Genomic DNA, 17,069 nt, shown 5'->3' with positions numbered 1-17,069 from the left:
GGCGCGATCTTGGCGAACTAGATCAGCTGACGGTATCGAACAGGCGACCAGAAGAGGTGTTACTCCTGTGGTCGGTGATGCAAATGTTACAGGGTGTGAGCGGTGATACATGGGAGATGCGCGAGACGCTCCGCGGTACGACTACGCTCAGTCCTGCCCGCGGTCCGCCCGAGCCGAAAGCCCGTGCCGTGAATCGACACGTCCTGTGAATCCCCTGCATCGACACCGCCGCCTGGCGGTCGCGGCCCTCGCGCTCTCCGTGCTGGCCCGCCTGGCCTGGGTGCTGCTGCTGCCCAATGGCATGAACTTCGTGGACCTGCACGTCTACGTCGACGGCTCGGCGAACTTCGGCAGCGGACACCTCTACGACTACACCGATTCCAGTAAGACGCCGGACTTTCCGCTGCCGTTCACCTATCCGCCGTTCGCGGCGCTGGTCTTCTATCCACTGCACTTCCTGCCGTTCACGGTGGTAGCCATCGGTTGGCTGTTGGCCACCATGGCGGCGCTGTTCGGCGTGGTGTGGCTGTCGCTCGAGATGCTCGTCGGCACCGAGGGCATGCGCGAGGCGAACTGGCGCACCGCCGCCATCGCGTGGACCGCGATCGCCATGTGGCTCGAGCCGGTGCGGTCCACCTTCGACTACGGCCAGGTCAATGTGTTCCTGGTGCTGCTGGCCATGGTCGCCGTGCGCAGCGCCTGGTACGTGGGCGGGACGCTGGTGGGCATCGCGGCGGGGGTCAAGCTGATTCCGGCGGTCACCGGGCTGTATTTCCTGGCCCGCAGGCGCTGGCTCGACGCGGTCTGGGCGGCGGTCGTCTTCGTCACGACCATCCTGCTGACCTGGTTGATCTCGCCGAGCGAGACGAACAAGTACTTCAGGGAACTGCTCGGCGACGCGCGCCGCATCGGCCCGGTCGCCTCCTCGACCAATCAGTCGCTGCGCGGCGCGCTCAGCCGCCTCCTCGGCCACGACGTGGTGTCGGGCCCACCGTGGATTGCCGCGGTATTGCTCACAGCCGTGCTCGCCTTCTTCGCCTGGCGCGCACTGGATTCCGACGACCGCCTCGGCACGCTCATCATCGTGGAACTGTTCGGGCTCATGGTGTCGCCCATCTCCTGGTCCCACCACTGGATCTGGCTCATCCCGGTGATCCTGTGGCTGCTCTACGGCCCGCTGCGGCAGGCCGCGGGAGCGCGGTTGCTGGCCGGGTACTGGTTGGTGGTCACACTCGTCGGGGTGCCGTGGGTGCTCGGATTTTTCCAAAAGTCGATCTGGACCATCTCCCGCCCTGGCATCCTGTCCTGGCTGGGTGCTGTGGATGTGCTGGGTGTGCTGGCGCTCTACCTGTGGATCATCCGGGTCGGGCGGGCGCGCCTCAATCGGTCACTGAATCGGTCATATGACCATCAGTCCTCCGGCCGGTGATATAAGTATTCGAGCGGGGGGTTCCGCAATGCCCTCATTTTTGGGGTGACGCGGGTAATCCATTGTGCGACTACGGTTGTCGACACTCCGCAAGCCGCATTCGCCACCGTGAACTTCGGTCGGTGATCCATCCGACTCGAAAGTCCATGCTGTGAACAGACGTTTCCACCTTGCCGTTGCCGCGCTGGTCTTCTCGGTGCTGGTCCGCGTGGCGTGGGCGCTGTTCTGGCCGAGCAACCTGATTCTGGTGGACTTGCACGTCTATGTGGAGGGGTCCGCGAATCTTTTCAACGGAACCCTCTACGACTGGACGGATTCCAGTCGGTCACCACAATTTCCGCTGCCGTTCACCTATCCCCCTTTCGCGGCATTTCTGCTGTATCCCCTGCATTTCCTGCCCTTCGACGTGGTGGCCACGGGATGGCTGATAGCGACCGCGGCGGCGCTGTTCGGCATCGTGTGGATCGCGCTCGAGCTGATGGTCGGCCGCGACGCCATGCGCGAACAGAAGTGGCGCACCGCCGCGGTCGCGTGGACCGCGGCCGGAATGTGGCTCGAGCCGGTGCGATCCACGCTCGACTACGGCCAGGTCAATGTGTTCCTGGTGCTCCCGGCCATGCTCGCGGCGCGCAGTGCGCGGTGGTGGGTGCAGGGCCTGCTGGTCGGTCTGTCCGCGGGCGTCAAGCTGACCCCGGCCGTGACCGGGCTGTATTTCGTGGCCCGTCGGCAGTGGCTCGCGGTGGTCGCCTCGGTGGTGGCCTTCGTCGCGAGCATCGGCCTGACCTACCTGCTGGTGCCGAAGGAGACCAACAGGTACTTCGGGGAGCTGGTCGAGGATCCGCATCGCATCGGACCGGTCGGCTCGGTGATCAACCAGTCGCTGCGCGGCGCGCTCACCCGCCTGGCCGGGCACGATATCGGCTCCGGGCTGCTGTGGAAGTCGGCGGTGCTGGTCACGGCCGTGCTCGCCTTCTGCGCCTGGCGCGCACTGCGTTCCGACGACCGGCTGGGCGCGCTGATCATCGTGCAGCTCTTCGGCATGATGGCCGCGCCGATCTCGTGGTCGCACCACTGGATCTGCCTCATCCCGCTGGTGCTCTGGCTGCGCTACGGCCCCTTGAAGGATGCCGTGGGCGCGCGCCTCATGGCCGCGTTCTGGCTGTTCAATACGGTGATGGGCATCTCCTGGTTCCTGGGCACGCTCCAGAAATCCATGTGGGACATCTCGCGTCCGTGGTACCTGGCCTGGCTGGGCGCGGCCAACGCGCTCGGCGTGCTGGCGTTGTTCGTCTGGATCATCGCGGTCGGCCGACTGCGGCGGGTCAGCCCTGAGCGTGCAGTCGATCGATCTCGTGAGCTAGAGCCAAGTCCAGTGGCGTGAGGCCACCGGCGGAGTGGGTCGAGAGGGTGAAAGTGACCCGGCGCCAGCGGATGTCGATGTCGGGGTGGTGGTCGGCGGCCTCGGCGGCGGTGGCCACGCGGCGCACCAGCTCGATGCCCGCCAGGAACGAGGCGGCCTCGATGGTGCGGGTGATGCTGTCGCCCTCCCGGGTCCAGTCGGGCAGTTCGGTGAGGGCCTTGGCGATGTCGTCTTCGGAGAGCAGCGCGGGACTCATAACCCCGGTCTACTCCGGATTCAGGCGGCGCGGGCGGCTTTCAGGCACTTCTTGAGCTCCTTGCCGCAGCAGCCCTGGGCCTCGGCCTTTTTCATGCGCATGATGACGACGGGGCATTTCACGCACCGCGTCTTCTTGCGGCAGCACTTCTTCTTCGGCTTGAGACCCGAGACGTCCTTCGCCTTCACCTTGCCCATGTTGGTTAGCTTAACCTAACCTCAGCCCGTTAAACGTGTGACTTCGTACTCCCGGTAGTGTGTAGCTCGCCGCATGCCCGGTGGAGTTCGCCATGTCTCGAAGTAGGCAAACCCACGCATGAGACCCACCCGGGTCGGCATCAGACTTTTTCACCAGGAGGAATCAAACGTGTCGTCTGTCGAGTTCCGCAACGTCGCCATCGTGGCGCACGTCGACCACGGCAAGACAACACTGGTCGACGCCATGCTCCGGCAATCCGGCGCGTTCGCCGAACGCGCCGAGCTCGTCGACCGAGTGATGGACTCCGGTGACCTCGAGCGCGAGAAGGGCATCACCATTCTCGCCAAGAACACCGCTGTTCACCGGCACAATGCCGATGGTTCGGTCACCGTCATCAATGTCATCGACACCCCCGGCCACGCCGACTTCGGCGGTGAGGTCGAGCGCGGTCTGTCCATGGTGGACGGCGTCGTGCTGCTCGTCGACGCGTCCGAGGGTCCGCTGCCGCAGACCCGCTTCGTGCTGCGCAAGGCCCTCGCCGCCTCGCTGCCGGTGATCCTGGTGGTCAACAAGACCGACCGCCCGGACGCCCGCATCGAGGAGGTCGTCGAGGAATCGCACGACCTGCTGCTGGACCTTGCCTCCGACCTCGACGACGAGGCCTCCGAGGCCGCCGAGCTGGCCCTCGATCTGCCGGTGCTCTACGCCTCCGGCCGCGCCGGTGTGGCCTCCACCAAGCGCCCCGACAACGGCCAGGTGCCCGACGCCGAGAACCTCGACGAGCTGTTCGAGGTCCTCATGAAGTACGTGCCCGCCCCCAAGGGCGACGCCACCGCGCCGCTGCAGGCGCACGTCACCAACCTCGATGCCTCCCCGTTCCTGGGCCGAATCGGCCTGGTGCGCATCCACAACGGCACCCTGCGCAAGGGACAGAGCGTGTCCTGGATGCACGGTGACGGCGTCAAGCAGGTCAAGATCACCGAGCTGCTCAAGACCATCGGCGTCGAGCGTCAGCCCGGCGAGGAGGCCGTGGCCGGTGACATCGTCGCCGTCGCGGGCATCCCGGACATCATGATCGGCGACACCCTCGCCGATCTGGAGAACCCGGTCGCGTTGCCGCGCATCACCGTCGACGAGCCCGCCATCTCGGTCACCATCGGCACCAACACCTCGCCGCTGGTCGGCCGCGTGCAGGGCCACAAGCTGACCGCCCGCATGGTGAAGTCGCGCCTGGACCAGGAACTGGTCGGCAATGTGTCGCTGCGTGTGCTCGACATCGGCCGCCCGGACGCCTGGGAGGTGCAGGGCCGTGGTGAGCTGGCCCTCGCGATCCTGGTCGAGCAGATGCGCCGCGAGGGCTTCGAGCTGACCGTCGGCAAGCCGCAGGTGGTCACCAAGACCGTCGACGGCAAGGTGCACGAGCCCTTCGAAGAGCTGACCATCGACTGCCCGGACGAGTACCTGGGCGCTGTCACCCAGCTGCTGGCCGCCCGCAAGGGCAAGATGGTCCAGATGAGCAACCACTCGGCCGGGTGGGTGCGCATGGAGTTCATCGTGCCGTCGCGCGGTCTGATCGGTTTCCGCACCGACTTCCTCACCGAGACCCGCGGCACCGGCATCGCCAACGCGGTGTTCGACGGGTACGCGCCGTGGGCCGGTGAGATCCGCGCCCGCCACACCGGTTCGCTGGTCTCCGACCGCGCGGGTTCGGTCACCCCGTTCGCCATGATCCAGCTGGCCGACCGCGGTCAGTTCTTCGTGGAGCCGGGTGCCGACACCTACGAGGGTCACGTGGTGGGCATCAACCCGCGTGCCGAGGACCTCGACATCAATGTCACCCGCGAGAAGAAGCTGACCAATATGCGGTCCGCGACCGGTGACGTGCTCGAGACCCTGGCCAAGCCGCTGCAGCTGGATCTCGAAGGGGCCATGGAGTTCTGTGCCGCCGACGAGTGTGTCGAGGTGACGCCGGAGATCGTGCGCGTGCGCAAGGTCATCCTGAACGCGAACGACCGGCAGCGTGAGATCTCCCGCCGCAAGGCGCGGGACCGGGCCGCCCAGTAAGAATCCCAACTCTCGGGGGCTCTCAGGGGTGATGCCCCTGAAACCCCAACCGCCCACCCGGTCAGCCCGGGTGGGCGGTCCAGTCTTGACGGGTCTCGTGCATCGGTAGCCGGGTGGCGCGAAAGGGTTCCAGTAGAGTGCCGAACGTGAGAACAGGGGCCCGGAAGCGCGCATCGTTGCGTGCGGTGTTGGTTCTGGTAGCGGCCCTGTTGGCGGTCGCTACCGGATGCACCGCCAATCCGCCGCCGCCGATCGAGTCGACCGACAGTCCCAAGACACAGCCCGCCAAGCCGGGGAAGAACTCCGTCACGGTGGCCGTCGACGACATCGGCATCGGGTTCAATCCGCATCTGCGGTCGCAGCAGTCGCCCGCGACGGCGGCCGTGGCGTCGATGGTGCTGCCGAGTCCGTTCCGCGCGGTCCCCACGCCGGGCGTGCCGGGCGGCACGGACTGGGTGCTGGATCCGGCGCTCATGGTCTCGGCGGATGTGACGGCGCAGGAGCCGTTCACCGTCACCTACCAGATCAAGAACGAAGCGTCCTGGTCCGACGGCGCGCCCATCGCGGCCGAGGACTTCAAATACCTGTGGCAGCAGATGATCACGCAGCCCGGCGCGGTGGATCCCGCGGGCTACCGGCTCATCTCGGACATCAGTTCGTCGGCGGGCGGCAAGACCGTGACCGTCACCATGACGCAGCCGTATCCGGCCTGGCGGCAACTGTTTTCGGATCTGCTGCCCCAGCACTTGGTGAAGGACTCCGGTTTCGAGCAGGGGCTCATCGACACCATTCGGATCTCCGGCGGCCAGTTCCGCATCAAGCAGGCCGATCGCGGCCGCGAGGAGATTCTGCTGGAACGCAATGACCGGTATTGGGGTCAGCCCGCGGTGCCGGATCAGATTCTGTTGCGCCGCGGTGGAACTCCCGCGCAGATCGCCGAATCGCTGCGGGTCGGGGACGCGCAGATGGCGCTGGTGCACGGCGGTGTGGCCTTGCAGGCGCAGCTGGGCGCGATCCCGTCGGTGCGCACGGCCATGATGGCGCAGGCGCGGGAAATGCAGCTCGTACTCAATGGCCGCAGCGGCGATCTCGCCGATGTGCGGGTGCGGCGCGCGGTGCTGGGGCTGCTGGATCCGGTGCTGCTGGCCACGGTCGGCGCGCAGACCGGCAGCTGGGTGGAGCCGGTGCGGGCGCAGGTGCTCGCGCCCTCGGATCCCGGGTACGCGGCCACCGAGCCGCCGCGCCTGAGCCAGGAGGAGGCGTTCGGGCTGCTGGCCGAGGCCGGATTCGCCCGTGCGGCGGAGACTCCCGCCGCGCAGTCGGCGACTTCGCCCGCGCCGCAACCGCGTTCGCTGGCCAAGAACGGAAAATCGTTGACCGTGCGGCTGGGCGCGGTCGATGGCGACACCACCACCTTGGCGGTGGCCAATACCGCGGCCGACCAATTGCGCAGTGCCGGAATCGATGTGATCGTGCGCAGCGTGACCGCCGCGCAGCTGTACGGCAAGGAGCTGACCGACGTCGGGATCGACGCGGTGGTCGGCTGGGAGCGCACCGGTGAGGATCCGGCGACGGTGCTGGCCTCGCGCTACGGGTGCGCGCCGGTGCCACTGCCCGGCGACGGCAGTGATTCGACCGTGGTGGACGGTGCGAAGAAGGCCCCGTCGAATCTGTCCGGCGTCTGCGATCCGACCCTGCAGCCCGCCATCGACGCGGCGCTGCGCGGCATCGACGTGGGCAAGATCATCGCCGATGCCGAGCCCAAGCTGTGGGACCTGGCGACGGTGCTGCCCATCGTGCAGGACACCCAGGTCGCCGCGGCCGGACCGCGCGTGGACGGCGCGTCGCTGAGCGGTGCCATTCAGACCGGCATCTTCGGCGACGCGGCCAACTGGCGGAGGCTGCCGTGAGCACTCCCGCGTTCCCGGGCACCGCGACGCACGGCATGCTGCTGGTGCACGCGCACCCCGACGACGAGTCCATCACCACCGGCGGCACCATCGCCCACTACCGCAAGCGCGGGGTGCCCGTCACCGTGGTGACCTGCACGCTCGGGGAAGAGGGCGAGGTCATCGGTGACGAGTACGCGCAACTGGTGGCCGGGCAGGCCGATCAGCTGGGCGGTTACCGGATTCTCGAATTGACCAGGGCCCTGGCCGAATTGGACGCGGGGCCGCCGCATTTCCTGGGCGGCGCGGGCCGTTGGCGCGACTCCGGGATGGCCGGGACGCCGTCGGCGCGCAATCCGCGCGCGTTCGTCAATTCCGGTACCGCCGCGGTCGACGCGCTCGTGCAGGTGATTCTGGAGCTGCGTCCGCGCGTGGTGGTCGGGTACGACCCGCGCGGCGGCTACGGGCATCCGGATCACATTCGCGCGCACGAGATCACCATGGCCGCGGTCGATGCCGCCTCGGACTGGGGTTGGACGGTGCCGAAGCTGTACTGGACCGTCACCGACGCGGCGGTGCTGGCCATGCACACCGAGGCACTCAAGCGCCGCACCGTGGATCAGCTGCCGGGTGCGCTGCCGCGCGGCTGGCGACTGCCGCACACCGGCGAATTGGCTTGTGTCCCCGCCGAATCCGTGACCACCACCCTCGACGTCTCCGATGTGCTGGCGGCCAAGCGCGCCGCGCTGCGGGCACACGCCACCCAGGTGACGGTGGCCCCGTCGGGGCGGGAGTTCGCGCTGTCGAACGATATCGCCCAGCCGGTGTTGCCGGAGGAGCATTACATTCTGGTGCGCGGTGAGCGCGGCCCGGTCGGTCCGGACGGGCGCGAACATGATCTCTTCGCCGGGCTGGAATGAGAGACTGAGGCTATGTACAACTGGGACCTCCAGAACGCCATCGCGGCGTTCGTCGAGAGCCAGCGGCCCTACTTCGAGTGGCAGCACGATCTCTACCTGTCGGTGCTGTACGGCTTCGTGGACATGCAGAGTCAGCTGCTGACCCTGCTCGGATTCCCGCCGGTGCCGTGACGGCGGCCGTCGGCGCGCACGCGCGCGAGGTGGCGATCGAGCCGAGTCCGGCGCGCACCGCGTTCAATGCGGTGATCGTCGGGCTGCTGCTGATCGACACGGTGATCACGCTCGGGCTCGAGGTGCTGTTCCTGCCGATCTACGCCGGGCACGCGCACCTGCCGGAGGTGTCGCCGGTGATGGCGGCGGGTTCGCTGGCCTCGGGCACGACCTCGGGCGCGATCGCGTTGCCCTTCACGGCGCTGGCCGCAGCCGTGATCAATGTGTTGCTAGTAATGGGCATGGGCGTTGTGACACAGCGGATTCCGGTGATGGCGTCGCCGTTGCTGCTGTGGGCGGTCGGCTTCCTGGTGTGCGCGGGGTTCAGCCCGTGGTCCGCGCTGCTGATGGGGGACTGGCCCACCATGCTGCTGCTCATCTGCGGTCTGCTGCCCGCGGGCATGTACCTGTACTACCGGGCCACTGTGCGCCTGGCCGCCACGGGGGCGTGACCTAGATCACGGCCCGGGGCGGCCCGTCGGCTGTCACCTTTTTCCGTTCCGTCTCGTCATCAGAGTGAACGATCACCGATGACGAGCGAGGGATGACGATGGGATTCGACGAACTGCGCACTGCCGTCCGGGGACGCGTATTGGCGTCCGGCGACGCCGAATTCGAGCAGGTCGCACGGCCGTGGAGCCTGGCGGTGACGCAGCCGGTGGCGGCGGTGGTCGAGGTCGCCGACGCCGCGGAGGTGGCGGCCGTGGTGCGCTACGCGGGCGGCGCGGGGTTGCCGGTGGTGACCCAGCCGACCGGGCACGGTGCCGCGGGCGGGGTCGAGAACGCGATCCTGCTGCGCACCGGGGCATTGAAAGGGCTGGAGATCGACCCGGTGGGTCGGGTGGCCCGGGTCGGCGCGGGGGTGAAGTGGGGGCAGGTGCAGGCTGCGGCGGCCGGGTACGGGCTGACCGGTCTGGCGGGCAGCAATCCAGTGGTCGGCGTCACCGGGTACACACTGGGCGGCGGCAAAGGCTGGTTCGGGCGCAAGTACGGCTGGGCCTCGAACGCGGTGCGCGCCTTCGAGATCGTGGATGCCGAGGGCCGGTCGGCGCGGGTGACCGCGGACAGCGATCCCGATCTGTTCTGGGCATTGTCCGGTGGCGGTGGCGATTTCGCCGTGGTGACCGGTCTGGAATTCGAACTGTTCCCCGCGCCAGGGCTGTACGGCGGTCGCATCATGTGGCCCGCCGCGCGGCTCGCGCAGGTGTGGGATGCGTTCCGCGAGTTGACGTCCGGGGCGCCCGACGAGTTGTCGGTGTGGTTCAGCCGATTCCAGTTCCCGCAGGCACCGGAAATGGTCGGGCTGGATCTGGCCTATCTCGGCGATCCCGAGCGGGGGCGGGCCCTGGTCTCGGTTCTGGATGGCATCGGGGACGCGGTCGCCGATACGCGGACCGCCATGTCGGTCGCCGATCTCGGCGACATCACCACCGAACCCACCGATCCCAGTCCGGCCATCACGCGCGGCGAGCTACTCGCCGAGCTGACCCCGGAGGCCGAGAAGATCCTGCTCGGTGAGACGCTCGCGCCGATCATCAGCATTCAGGTCCGGCATCTCGGCGGCGCGCTGGCCGGGCCCGCGGCGGGTGCGCGGGGCGCGCTCGCCGAGCGCTACCTGGTCTCCACCCTCGGGATCGGGCTACCGCATCTGCGAGACGCGGTGTGCGCCAAGCTCGATGCCGTGTCGGCGGAGCTCGCGGAGCATGCCACCGGAAAGAAGCCGTTCACCTTCCTGGCTCCGGGCGAATCGGCCGCCGCGGCATTCGACGCGGTGACCCTGGACCGGCTGCGCGCCATCAAGCGAGACCGTGACCCGCGCAATGTGATTCGCTCCAACTACCCGGTGCTCGGCTGACCGGCGCTCAGCGCGGTGTGCCGAGCTGGCCGGGCGTCACCGCCTCGATGAGGGCCCAGGCCTGAGCGAGGGGCAGGTCGATGACGTGGTAGCGCTTCTTGCCCGCGGCCGACGCCGCTACCACGGTCGCCACCCCCACCCGACGCTGAAAGAAGGTCTGCCGCACCGTCCATCCGATAATGCCCGGCGCTTCGAGGCAGTCGCGATCGCGGTCGAGACAGCCGCTACGGGTGATGAGCCAGGCGGGATTGCCATTCGCGGCGGGAATGACGGCATGCCCGAGTCCGCGGTACCGATCCCACCCGAGCGCGACGGCGAACGGCACCGCGACCGCGAGCACGATCCACACCCACAACGGAATATGACCGCCCGCAAGGGAAATCACCAGCAGCGCGACCGCGACCGCCGCGAGCGGACCCAGTGCACGGGTATAGCGGCGACGCCGAGCGGCCGCGCCGTGCGGCACCAGCGGCACGGCGACAGGCGGCGGCACAGGGGTCGGCGGCAGATAGGCCGGATTCACCCGCGCGGCGGCAGGTTCGCCTGTCGTCGCGGCGGCGGGCTCACGCGTCGTCCCGGCATGGTGCTGGACGGAATCCACTGTGCCGTTCTCGATTCCGGGCGAAGGTGCGCCGGAAGGACCGGGGGAGGTGCGGAGTTGGTTGTCGTCTGGGCGCGGGGAGTCGAGTGTGGTGGATGGGCGCGCCACGCCCGCGGTGGTGCCGAGGAGGTGGGCGAGGGTGCGGTCGATGGCGGGGCGGGGTGCCTGGGGGAGGATCTTCTGGCGGGGGCTGGTGCCGACCATGATGGCCTCGAGTTCGGCGGCACCGGCAAGTCGGAGCAGGAGGGGTTCGTTGACGGTGGCGCCGCGCAGGCGGGCCAGGTCGAGCGTGGTTTGGCGGGTGGTGAACAGGCCGTGGCGGATGGTGAGGGTCTTGCCGTCGTCGTGGACGTTCAGGGCGAACCAGGTCATGAGGTAGCGGGCGCAGGCGGCAATGCTGACCACGATGACCAGGACCACCAGGAGCAGGGCGATGACGGCGGCAATGACGCCCGCGCTGCGCTGGCCCACGTCCTGGACGGTGCCGGACTTCAGGAAGATCTGGGCGAAGCCGTACTGGAAGGCCAGACCCACGACCGGGGCGACAATGGCGAAGCCGGTCAGGGACAGTGGGGCGTAGCGGACCCAATCGGCCTGCCAGTGCGCGATTTCCACGCCCGGACGGCTATCGGCCGTCGCGGCGCTTCCCTCGCCTGGCGTCGTATTCGACTGGGCGGCAGCGGATTCCGATCCCGCCCGGGTGTGCGCCAGCAGGTCTGCCCGCAGTTGCGGCACCAGCTTCGCGTCCAGCGAGTCCAGCTTGAACCGGTCGCCCTTCTCCGCGTGCTGTCCGGTGCCGATCGACAGCACCGCCAGCCCGAGGGCCCGGTGCAGCAGGTCGGCCTGCACGTCCACCGACCGCACCCGATTGCGCGGCACCGAAAGCCGTTTGCGCTGAATCAATCCCGTGCGCAGTTCCACGTTCTCGGGGGTGATGCGATAGGTCGTGGTGAACCAGCGGGTGAGCGCGAAGGCCACGATGACCGCGACGACCGCGAGACTCCAGGTGGGGTTGTCGGCGCGCGCGCCCGCGATCAGCGAGGCGATCAGCACCGGGATGTAGCGGACGAGTTCGGTGACGGGGTGCACCAGCAGCATGCGCCGGTCGAGCCGCTGCCAGGTCTCGGCGCCGAGGGGCCCGGTGATCGGCGAAAGCACTTCCGTCGGATAGGAATCCGAGAAGACCTCGGACTCGGGCTCGGGTGTCTGGCTCACGTGGCATCCCCCCGATGCCGCGCGGCAATGGCGGTGAGCTGCGCGACGGTGTCCCGCGCGTCGGCCAGTGCCAGCGCGCTGATGTGCACCGCCCCGGCCGAGGACGCGGTGGTGACGGTGACGGTGGCCAGCCCCAGCAGCCGTTCCAGCGGCCCCCGATAGGTGTCCACGGTCTGCACGCGGGTGATCGGCGCGACCCGGCTCTCCTGGGTGAACCACCCGGTCCGCGTGTACACGGCCTCATCGGTGATCTCCCACCGGTGCACCGCGTACCGCCACAGCGGTATCACCACAATGCTGAAAACCGCTGCCAGCAGCACGATTCCGAGCACCAACCCCTGGATCCCGCGCCGGTGGGTATCGAACAGCGCCCAGATCCCGACACCGACGACCGGTACCACCCAGGACAGCGCGGCACTCAACGCCCACAGCAACTTGGCGCGCGGGCTGGGCCGTCGGGCCGGTTCGGCCAGAATGCCGCCGGAAACGAGAGGCTGGGACATGCCGCCCATGCTTCCATGAAACCTCCCGCGGAGGCGGTTGATCCACGGCCCCAACCAGCCGTCCAGTCCCACGGACCCCGACCGGTCCCGCCGATCCCGTGGCCTGCGGCCTACTTCGGGGTGATGCGGTAGAGGCCGGTGGTGGTGCCCTGGTACTGGATTCGGCCGGGGGCTATGGTGCCCACCATTTGTAGGGTGTCGTTCACCGTGGTGGCCCCGACGAACTGTTCGGTATCGAGGTGGCCGGTATTGGCGTCGACCACGGCGAAGCTGTAGTTGTCGGTGAAGCCCGCGCTGCCGCTGCCGAGCAGGGAATGCCGGGTGAAGGTGTAGATCTTGCCGTCCGCCACGGACAGTCGCGGCACCGCCGAGGACGGGACGCTATTGGTCCAGACGACCGTGCAGCCCGATCCGGTCACGTCGATGCGGGTCATGCCGCCCGAAATCGGTGCGCTGGCGGGCTGACTCGGACCGGCGTTGGGCGGCAGCGCCGGGTACGGGTAGCCGTAGGTGCTGGCCACGAACACGCTGTTGCCCGACCCGATGGGCGAGTTCTCGGTGCCGTCGATGGCGGGTATCGAGCAGATCTGATGTCCGGTCGCGGTATCGAAGACCAGCAGGTTCTCCTTGGTCGCCGCATTGTCGGTAATGGCCAGGTACTCGGTGCCATTGCCCGGCCCGAAGAAGGTGGGCGTCGCGCCGGTGCCCCAACTCAATTGGCCGGGCTTGCGCGCGGGCCCGCGGTCGTAGGCCTGCCGCCAGGCGATCTGCGGATTGCCGCTGCCGTCCACGGTGAGCAGGTACAGCGCGTGATCGGTGGCCACCGCCATGCCCTGGGGTGCGGTGGCGATGCTGTTGGCCACGTTCTCCCCGGGCGCGAGCACGATCGAGTGCGCGCTGCCGTCGGTGGCGACGAAGCCCGCCGCCGCGGCGTCGGTGGCGAACCACACCCGGCCCTGGTAATCGGGGGAGACCGAGCTGACCGCATCGCAGCTGCCGCCGCCGCAATGCCCGGTGACCGCCTGCGACACATCGGTTTTCGAGGCGATCGACAGCGACCACGACCCGTCGGACCCGCGCTGGTGCCCGATGCGCAGCAGGTTCCCGGACCCGTCGACGGTGACCATGCGGTCGTTGTTGTCGAGGTAGGCGTACACCCCGCCGAGCAGGCTGCCCGCGGTGAGGTCGAGGCGGGCGAGGGTATTGCCATTGCTCGGATCCAGCAGCAGCACCTCCGGCGACCGGTCGGTCACCTTGGTGCACAGCGCCTGCGGGAGTCCGTCCGCGCCCTGCAGGATGGTCGGGCAGGCGGCGGCCTCCTCGTGGAAGTCCGCGTGCACGCCGCCGGTGCCGACGCCGGGCAGCGGCGTGGTGTCGGAGGCCTCGGAATCGCCGTGCATGGTCGCGGTGCCCTCCGGTCCCAGATAGGGATTGGCGGGCGGCACCGGCCCGTAGGCGGCGGCGGTTCCGCTGACGACGGTCAGAAAGGCGGTGGCGCCCAGTCCGGCGACGACGGCCGCGCGGCGGAGTTTCCCGAGCACGTGGGGTCTCCCTCTTCTGCTCCTGCGAAGTGATCACGCGAGGCTATTGCATCGATACTGAAATTTGAATAGATGAACTCGAGGATGCGAGTAATTGCATCGCCCGCCATCTTCGATCCAGGGCACCGGAATACAACCAGACGCGACCCGGTTGCGACGTTCCATGGCACCCGAGTCGGATAAGTCGGATGGATGGCGCATGATCGATGGCGTGACGGATCTAGCGAACCCGAGCCTGCCGCCGAAACCGCCGAGCGAGTCGGCCATGCGCCGGGCCCTGCGCCGGGCGCGGGACGGCGCGACGCTCAACCTCGACGAGGCCGTGGTGCTGCTGCACGCCCGCGGCGAGCAGCTCGAGGATCTGTGCGCCTCGGCCGCGCGGGTGCGTGACGCCGGGCTGCGCGAGACGGGGTACGCGGGGGAGACGCTCCCGATCACCTACTCGCGCAAGGTGTTCATCCCCATTACGCACCTGTGTCGCGACAAGTGCCACTACTGCACCTTCGTCACCGTGCCCGGCAAGCTGCGCGCGCAGGGCAAGGGCATGTACATGGAGCCCGACGAGATTCTCGAGGTCGCCCGCCAGGGCGCGGAATTGGGTTGCAAGGAGGCCCTTTTCACTCTCGGTGACCGCCCCGAGGACCGCTGGCCCGAGGCCCGGCAGTGGCTCGACGAGCGCGGCTACGACTCCACCCTGGATTACGTGCGCGCCATGGCGATTCGCGTGCTGGAGGAGACCGGCCTGCTGCCGCACCTGAATCCGGGCGTGATGACCTGGGAGGAGCTCTCGCGGCTCAAGCCGGTGGCCCCGTCCATGGGCATGATGCTCGAGACCACCTCCACCCGGCTGTTCACCGAACCCGGTCGGGCGCACTACGGTTCGCCCGACAAGGATCCGGCCGTGCGCCTGCGTGCCCTCACCGACGCCGGTCGCCTGTCGGTGCCGTTCACCACGGGCATCCTGGTGGGCATCGGCGAGAACCTGACCGAGCGTGCCGAGTCCATTCTGGCGATTCGCAAGGTGCACAAGGCCTTCGGGCACGTGCAGGAAGTCATCATCCAGAACTTCCTGGCCAAGCAGAACACCGCCATGCGCGACACCCCGGACGCCGATCTGGCGGAGTTCCGGGCCACCATCGCGGTGGCGCGGCTGCTGCTGGGTCCCAAGATGCGCATTCAAGCCCCGCCGAACCTGGTGTCGCTGGAGGAGTGCCGGGCGCTCATCGCGGCGGGCGTGGACGATTGGGGCGGGGTCTCCCCGCTCACCCCCGACCACGTGAATCCGGAACGGCCCTGGCCGAATCTGGAGACCCTCGCCCAGGTCACCGCCGAGGCCGGATACGTGCTCACCGAGCGCATTACCGCGCACCCGAAGTACGTGCTGGCGGGTCACCCGTGGATCGATCCGCGCGTGTCCAAACATGTTGCGGCGCTGATGGATCCGGAGACCGGCCTGGCCGCCGACGTGAAGCCGGTCGGCCTGCCGTGGCAGGAGCCGGACCACGACTGGGAGTCGGTCGGCCGCATCGACCTGAACACGGCCATCGACAGTGAGGGCCGTCTCACCGAATCCCGCAGCGACTCCGGCATTGCCGATGATTCGCTGGGTGCCTTCGGTGACTGGGAGTCCATTCGCGAGCAGGTGCACGAGCTGGCCGCCGCCGCGCCCGAGCGCTTCGACTCCGATGTCATGGCCGCCCTGCGCGCCGCCGAGAAGGATCCGGCCGGACTCTCCGACGACCAGTACCTGGCGCTGGCCACCGCCGACGGCCCGGCCCTGGAGGCGATCACCGCCCTGGCCGATCAGCTGCGCCGCGACACCGTGGGCGAGGACGTCACCTACATCGTCAACCGGAACATCAACTTCACCAATATCTGCTACACCGGCTGCCGCTTCTGTGCGTTCGCGCAGCGCAAGGGCGATGCCGATGCCTTCAGCCTGAGCCCGGCCGAGGTCGCCGACCGCGCCTGGGAGGCGTGGGTCGAGGGCGCGACCGAGATCTGCATGCAGGGCGGCATCGATCCGGAGCTACCGGTCACCGGGTACGCGGATCTGGTGCGGGCGATCAAGGACCGCGTCCCCGACATGCACGTGCACGCCTTCAGCCCCATGGAGATCGTGAACGGTGCGTCGCGCGGCGGCCAGTCCGTGCACGACTGGCTCTCGGCGCTGAAAGAGGCCGGGCTGGGCAGCATTCCGGGCACGGCCGCGGAGATTCTCGACGACGAGGTGCGCTGGGTGCTCACCAAGGGCAAGCTGCCCACCTCGGCCTGGATCGATGTCATCACCACCGCGCACAAGCTGGGCATTCGCTCCAGCTCGACCATGATGTATGGGCACGTGGACAATCCCAAGCACTGGGTGGGGCACCTGCGCGTGCTGCGCGGAATCCAGGATGAGACAGGTGGTTTCACCGAATTCGTGCTGCTGCCGTTCGTGCACCAGAGCGCCCCGCTCTATCTCGCGGGCGCGTCCCGCCCCGGCCCGACGATTCGCGACAATCGCGCCGCGCACGCCCTCGCGCGCATCATGCTGCACGGCCGTATCGAGAATATTCAGACCAGCTGGGTCAAACTGGGAATCAAGGGAACCCAACTGATGCTGAACGGTGGCGCCAACGACCTCGGCGGCACCCTCATGGAAGAGACCATTTCCCGCATGGCCGGTTCCGAACACGGATCCGCCAAGACGGTCGAGGAACTGACGGAGATCGCGTCGGGCATCGGCCGCCCGGTCCGGCAGCGCACCACCACCTACGGTGTGCCCGCCAACCGAGCGCTCACCCAGCTCTCGGCGACGTTGCTGAAGAGCTGAAGGGCCGCCGGACTCGCAGCGTTCGCAACGTGACAACTGATTTCGCTGCGCTGGGGGTACCTCATCGGGTACGTCCAAAATCGGTTCGGCTCTTACCGCTGGCACGGGTCGCCACCGGTAGGCGGCTCCTAGCCGCCCGCTAAAGGCGCGGGGAGGCGGGGGAGCCGTGAGTTAGGGCAGGCTGTGCGGTAGTAATGTTGGCTGGCCGGGATA

14 protein-coding genes are annotated in these 17,069 nt (G+C 68.4%); 9 read left to right on the top strand and 5 right to left on the bottom strand.

The window, feature by feature from the left end; translation table 11 throughout:
• Positions 1-109 precede the first annotated feature (109 nt).
• Both VMT40_RS19200 and VMT40_RS19195 read left to right on the top strand, forming a co-directional pair.
• The gene (locus tag VMT40_RS19200; RefSeq protein ID WP_326359720.1) at positions 110-1,429 is read left to right on the top strand and encodes a mannosyltransferase; all 1,320 of its coding nucleotides are present in this window, start codon (positions 110-112) and stop codon (positions 1,427-1,429) included.
• A 151-nt stretch (positions 1,430-1,580) separates the two neighbouring features.
• Positions 1,581-2,810: a mannosyltransferase gene (locus VMT40_RS19195; protein ID WP_326359718.1), complete on the top strand. Its 1,230-nt coding sequence runs from the start codon at positions 1,581-1,583 to the stop codon at positions 2,808-2,810.
• Here VMT40_RS19195 and VMT40_RS19190 read toward each other — a convergent pair.
• Both VMT40_RS19190 and VMT40_RS19185 read right to left on the bottom strand, forming a co-directional pair.
• Positions 2,752-3,045: a 4a-hydroxytetrahydrobiopterin dehydratase gene (locus tag VMT40_RS19190; RefSeq protein WP_326359716.1), complete on the bottom strand. Its 294-nt coding sequence runs from the start codon at positions 3,043-3,045 to the stop codon at positions 2,752-2,754. The two genes, VMT40_RS19195 and VMT40_RS19190, sit on opposite strands and share 59 nt — an antisense overlap.
• Positions 3,046-3,065: 20 nt before the next feature.
• The gene (locus VMT40_RS19185) at positions 3,066-3,242 is read right to left on the bottom strand and encodes a hypothetical protein (protein WP_326306465.1); all 177 of its coding nucleotides are present in this window, start codon (positions 3,240-3,242) and stop codon (positions 3,066-3,068) included.
• A gap of 169 nt (positions 3,243-3,411) precedes the next feature.
• Between VMT40_RS19185 and typA the strand changes: the two genes are divergently transcribed.
• The 6 genes from typA (at position 3,412) to VMT40_RS19155 (ending at position 10,181) form a co-directional block, all read left to right on the top strand.
• Positions 3,412-5,307, top strand: a complete 1,896-nt coding sequence (typA, locus tag VMT40_RS19180; RefSeq protein ID WP_326359715.1) for a translational GTPase TypA — start codon at positions 3,412-3,414, stop codon at positions 5,305-5,307.
• 185 nt (positions 5,308-5,492) lie between these two features.
• Positions 5,493-7,217, top strand: a complete 1,725-nt coding sequence (locus VMT40_RS19175) for an ABC transporter family substrate-binding protein (protein WP_326359713.1) — start codon at positions 5,493-5,495, stop codon at positions 7,215-7,217.
• Positions 7,218-7,252: 35 nt separating this feature from the next.
• The gene (mshB, locus tag VMT40_RS19170) at positions 7,253-8,116 is read left to right on the top strand and encodes an N-acetyl-1-D-myo-inositol-2-amino-2-deoxy-alpha-D-glucopyranoside deacetylase (protein ID WP_326360256.1); all 864 of its coding nucleotides are present in this window, start codon (positions 7,253-7,255) and stop codon (positions 8,114-8,116) included.
• A 12-nt stretch (positions 8,117-8,128) separates the two neighbouring features.
• Positions 8,129-8,287, top strand: a complete 159-nt coding sequence (locus VMT40_RS19165; RefSeq protein ID WP_326359711.1) for a hypothetical protein — start codon at positions 8,129-8,131, stop codon at positions 8,285-8,287.
• Positions 8,284-8,778: a hypothetical protein gene (locus VMT40_RS19160; protein WP_326359710.1), complete on the top strand. Its 495-nt coding sequence runs from the start codon at positions 8,284-8,286 to the stop codon at positions 8,776-8,778. The genes VMT40_RS19165 and VMT40_RS19160 overlap by 4 nt, the downstream gene beginning before the upstream one ends.
• A gap of 92 nt (positions 8,779-8,870) precedes the next feature.
• Positions 8,871-10,181, top strand: coding sequence for an FAD-binding oxidoreductase (locus VMT40_RS19155; RefSeq protein ID WP_326359708.1), 1,311 nt, complete (start codon positions 8,871-8,873; stop codon positions 10,179-10,181).
• Between the two features lie 7 nt (positions 10,182-10,188).
• Here the strand turns inward: VMT40_RS19155 and VMT40_RS19150 are convergent, their stop codons facing one another.
• From VMT40_RS19150 to VMT40_RS19140, 3 genes are all read right to left on the bottom strand, one after another.
• The gene (locus VMT40_RS19150) at positions 10,189-11,997 is read right to left on the bottom strand and encodes a PH domain-containing protein (RefSeq protein ID WP_326359707.1); all 1,809 of its coding nucleotides are present in this window, start codon (positions 11,995-11,997) and stop codon (positions 10,189-10,191) included.
• On the bottom strand, positions 11,994-12,500 hold the full coding sequence (locus VMT40_RS19145) for a PH domain-containing protein (RefSeq protein ID WP_326359706.1): 507 nt from the start codon (positions 12,498-12,500) through the stop codon (positions 11,994-11,996). The genes VMT40_RS19150 and VMT40_RS19145 overlap by 4 nt, the downstream gene beginning before the upstream one ends.
• 110 nt (positions 12,501-12,610) lie before the next feature.
• A complete protein-coding gene (locus VMT40_RS19140) occupies positions 12,611-14,041 on the bottom strand; it encodes a hypothetical protein (RefSeq protein ID WP_326359705.1) in 1,431 nt (476 codons plus the stop codon).
• Between the two features lie 199 nt (positions 14,042-14,240).
• Between VMT40_RS19140 and VMT40_RS19135 the strand changes: the two genes are divergently transcribed.
• Complete coding sequence (locus tag VMT40_RS19135) at positions 14,241-16,856, top strand: bifunctional FO biosynthesis protein CofGH (protein WP_326359704.1); 2,616 nt, start codon at positions 14,241-14,243, stop codon at positions 16,854-16,856.
• The last annotated feature ends 213 nt before the right edge of the window (positions 16,857-17,069 follow it).

Origin of the sequence: Nocardia sp. CDC160, assembly GCF_035818795.1 — a bacterium.
GTDB lineage: Bacteria > Actinomycetota > Actinomycetes > Mycobacteriales > Mycobacteriaceae > Nocardia.
This window is presented reverse-complemented; position numbering and strand designations above follow the sequence as displayed.

Excerpts from the sequence above, each read along its gene's own strand:
- VMT40_RS19200 (WP_326359720.1), top strand. The coding sequence starts at position 110 with ATGGGAGATGCGCGAGACGCTCCGCGGTACGACTACGCTCAGTCCTGC.
- VMT40_RS19190 (WP_326359716.1), bottom strand. The coding sequence starts at position 3,045 with ATGAGTCCCGCGCTGCTCTCCGAAGACGACATCGCCAAGGCCCTCACC.
- VMT40_RS19185 (WP_326306465.1), bottom strand. The coding sequence starts at position 3,242 with ATGGGCAAGGTGAAGGCGAAGGACGTCTCGGGTCTCAAGCCGAAGAAG.
- mshB (WP_326360256.1), top strand. The coding sequence starts at position 7,253 with ATGCTGCTGGTGCACGCGCACCCCGACGACGAGTCCATCACCACCGGC.
- VMT40_RS19165 (WP_326359711.1), top strand. The coding sequence starts at position 8,129 with ATGTACAACTGGGACCTCCAGAACGCCATCGCGGCGTTCGTCGAGAGC.
- VMT40_RS19155 (WP_326359708.1), top strand. The coding sequence starts at position 8,871 with ATGACGATGGGATTCGACGAACTGCGCACTGCCGTCCGGGGACGCGTA.
- VMT40_RS19145 (WP_326359706.1), bottom strand. The coding sequence starts at position 12,500 with ATGTCCCAGCCTCTCGTTTCCGGCGGCATTCTGGCCGAACCGGCCCGA.
- VMT40_RS19135 (WP_326359704.1), top strand. The coding sequence starts at position 14,241 with ATGATCGATGGCGTGACGGATCTAGCGAACCCGAGCCTGCCGCCGAAA.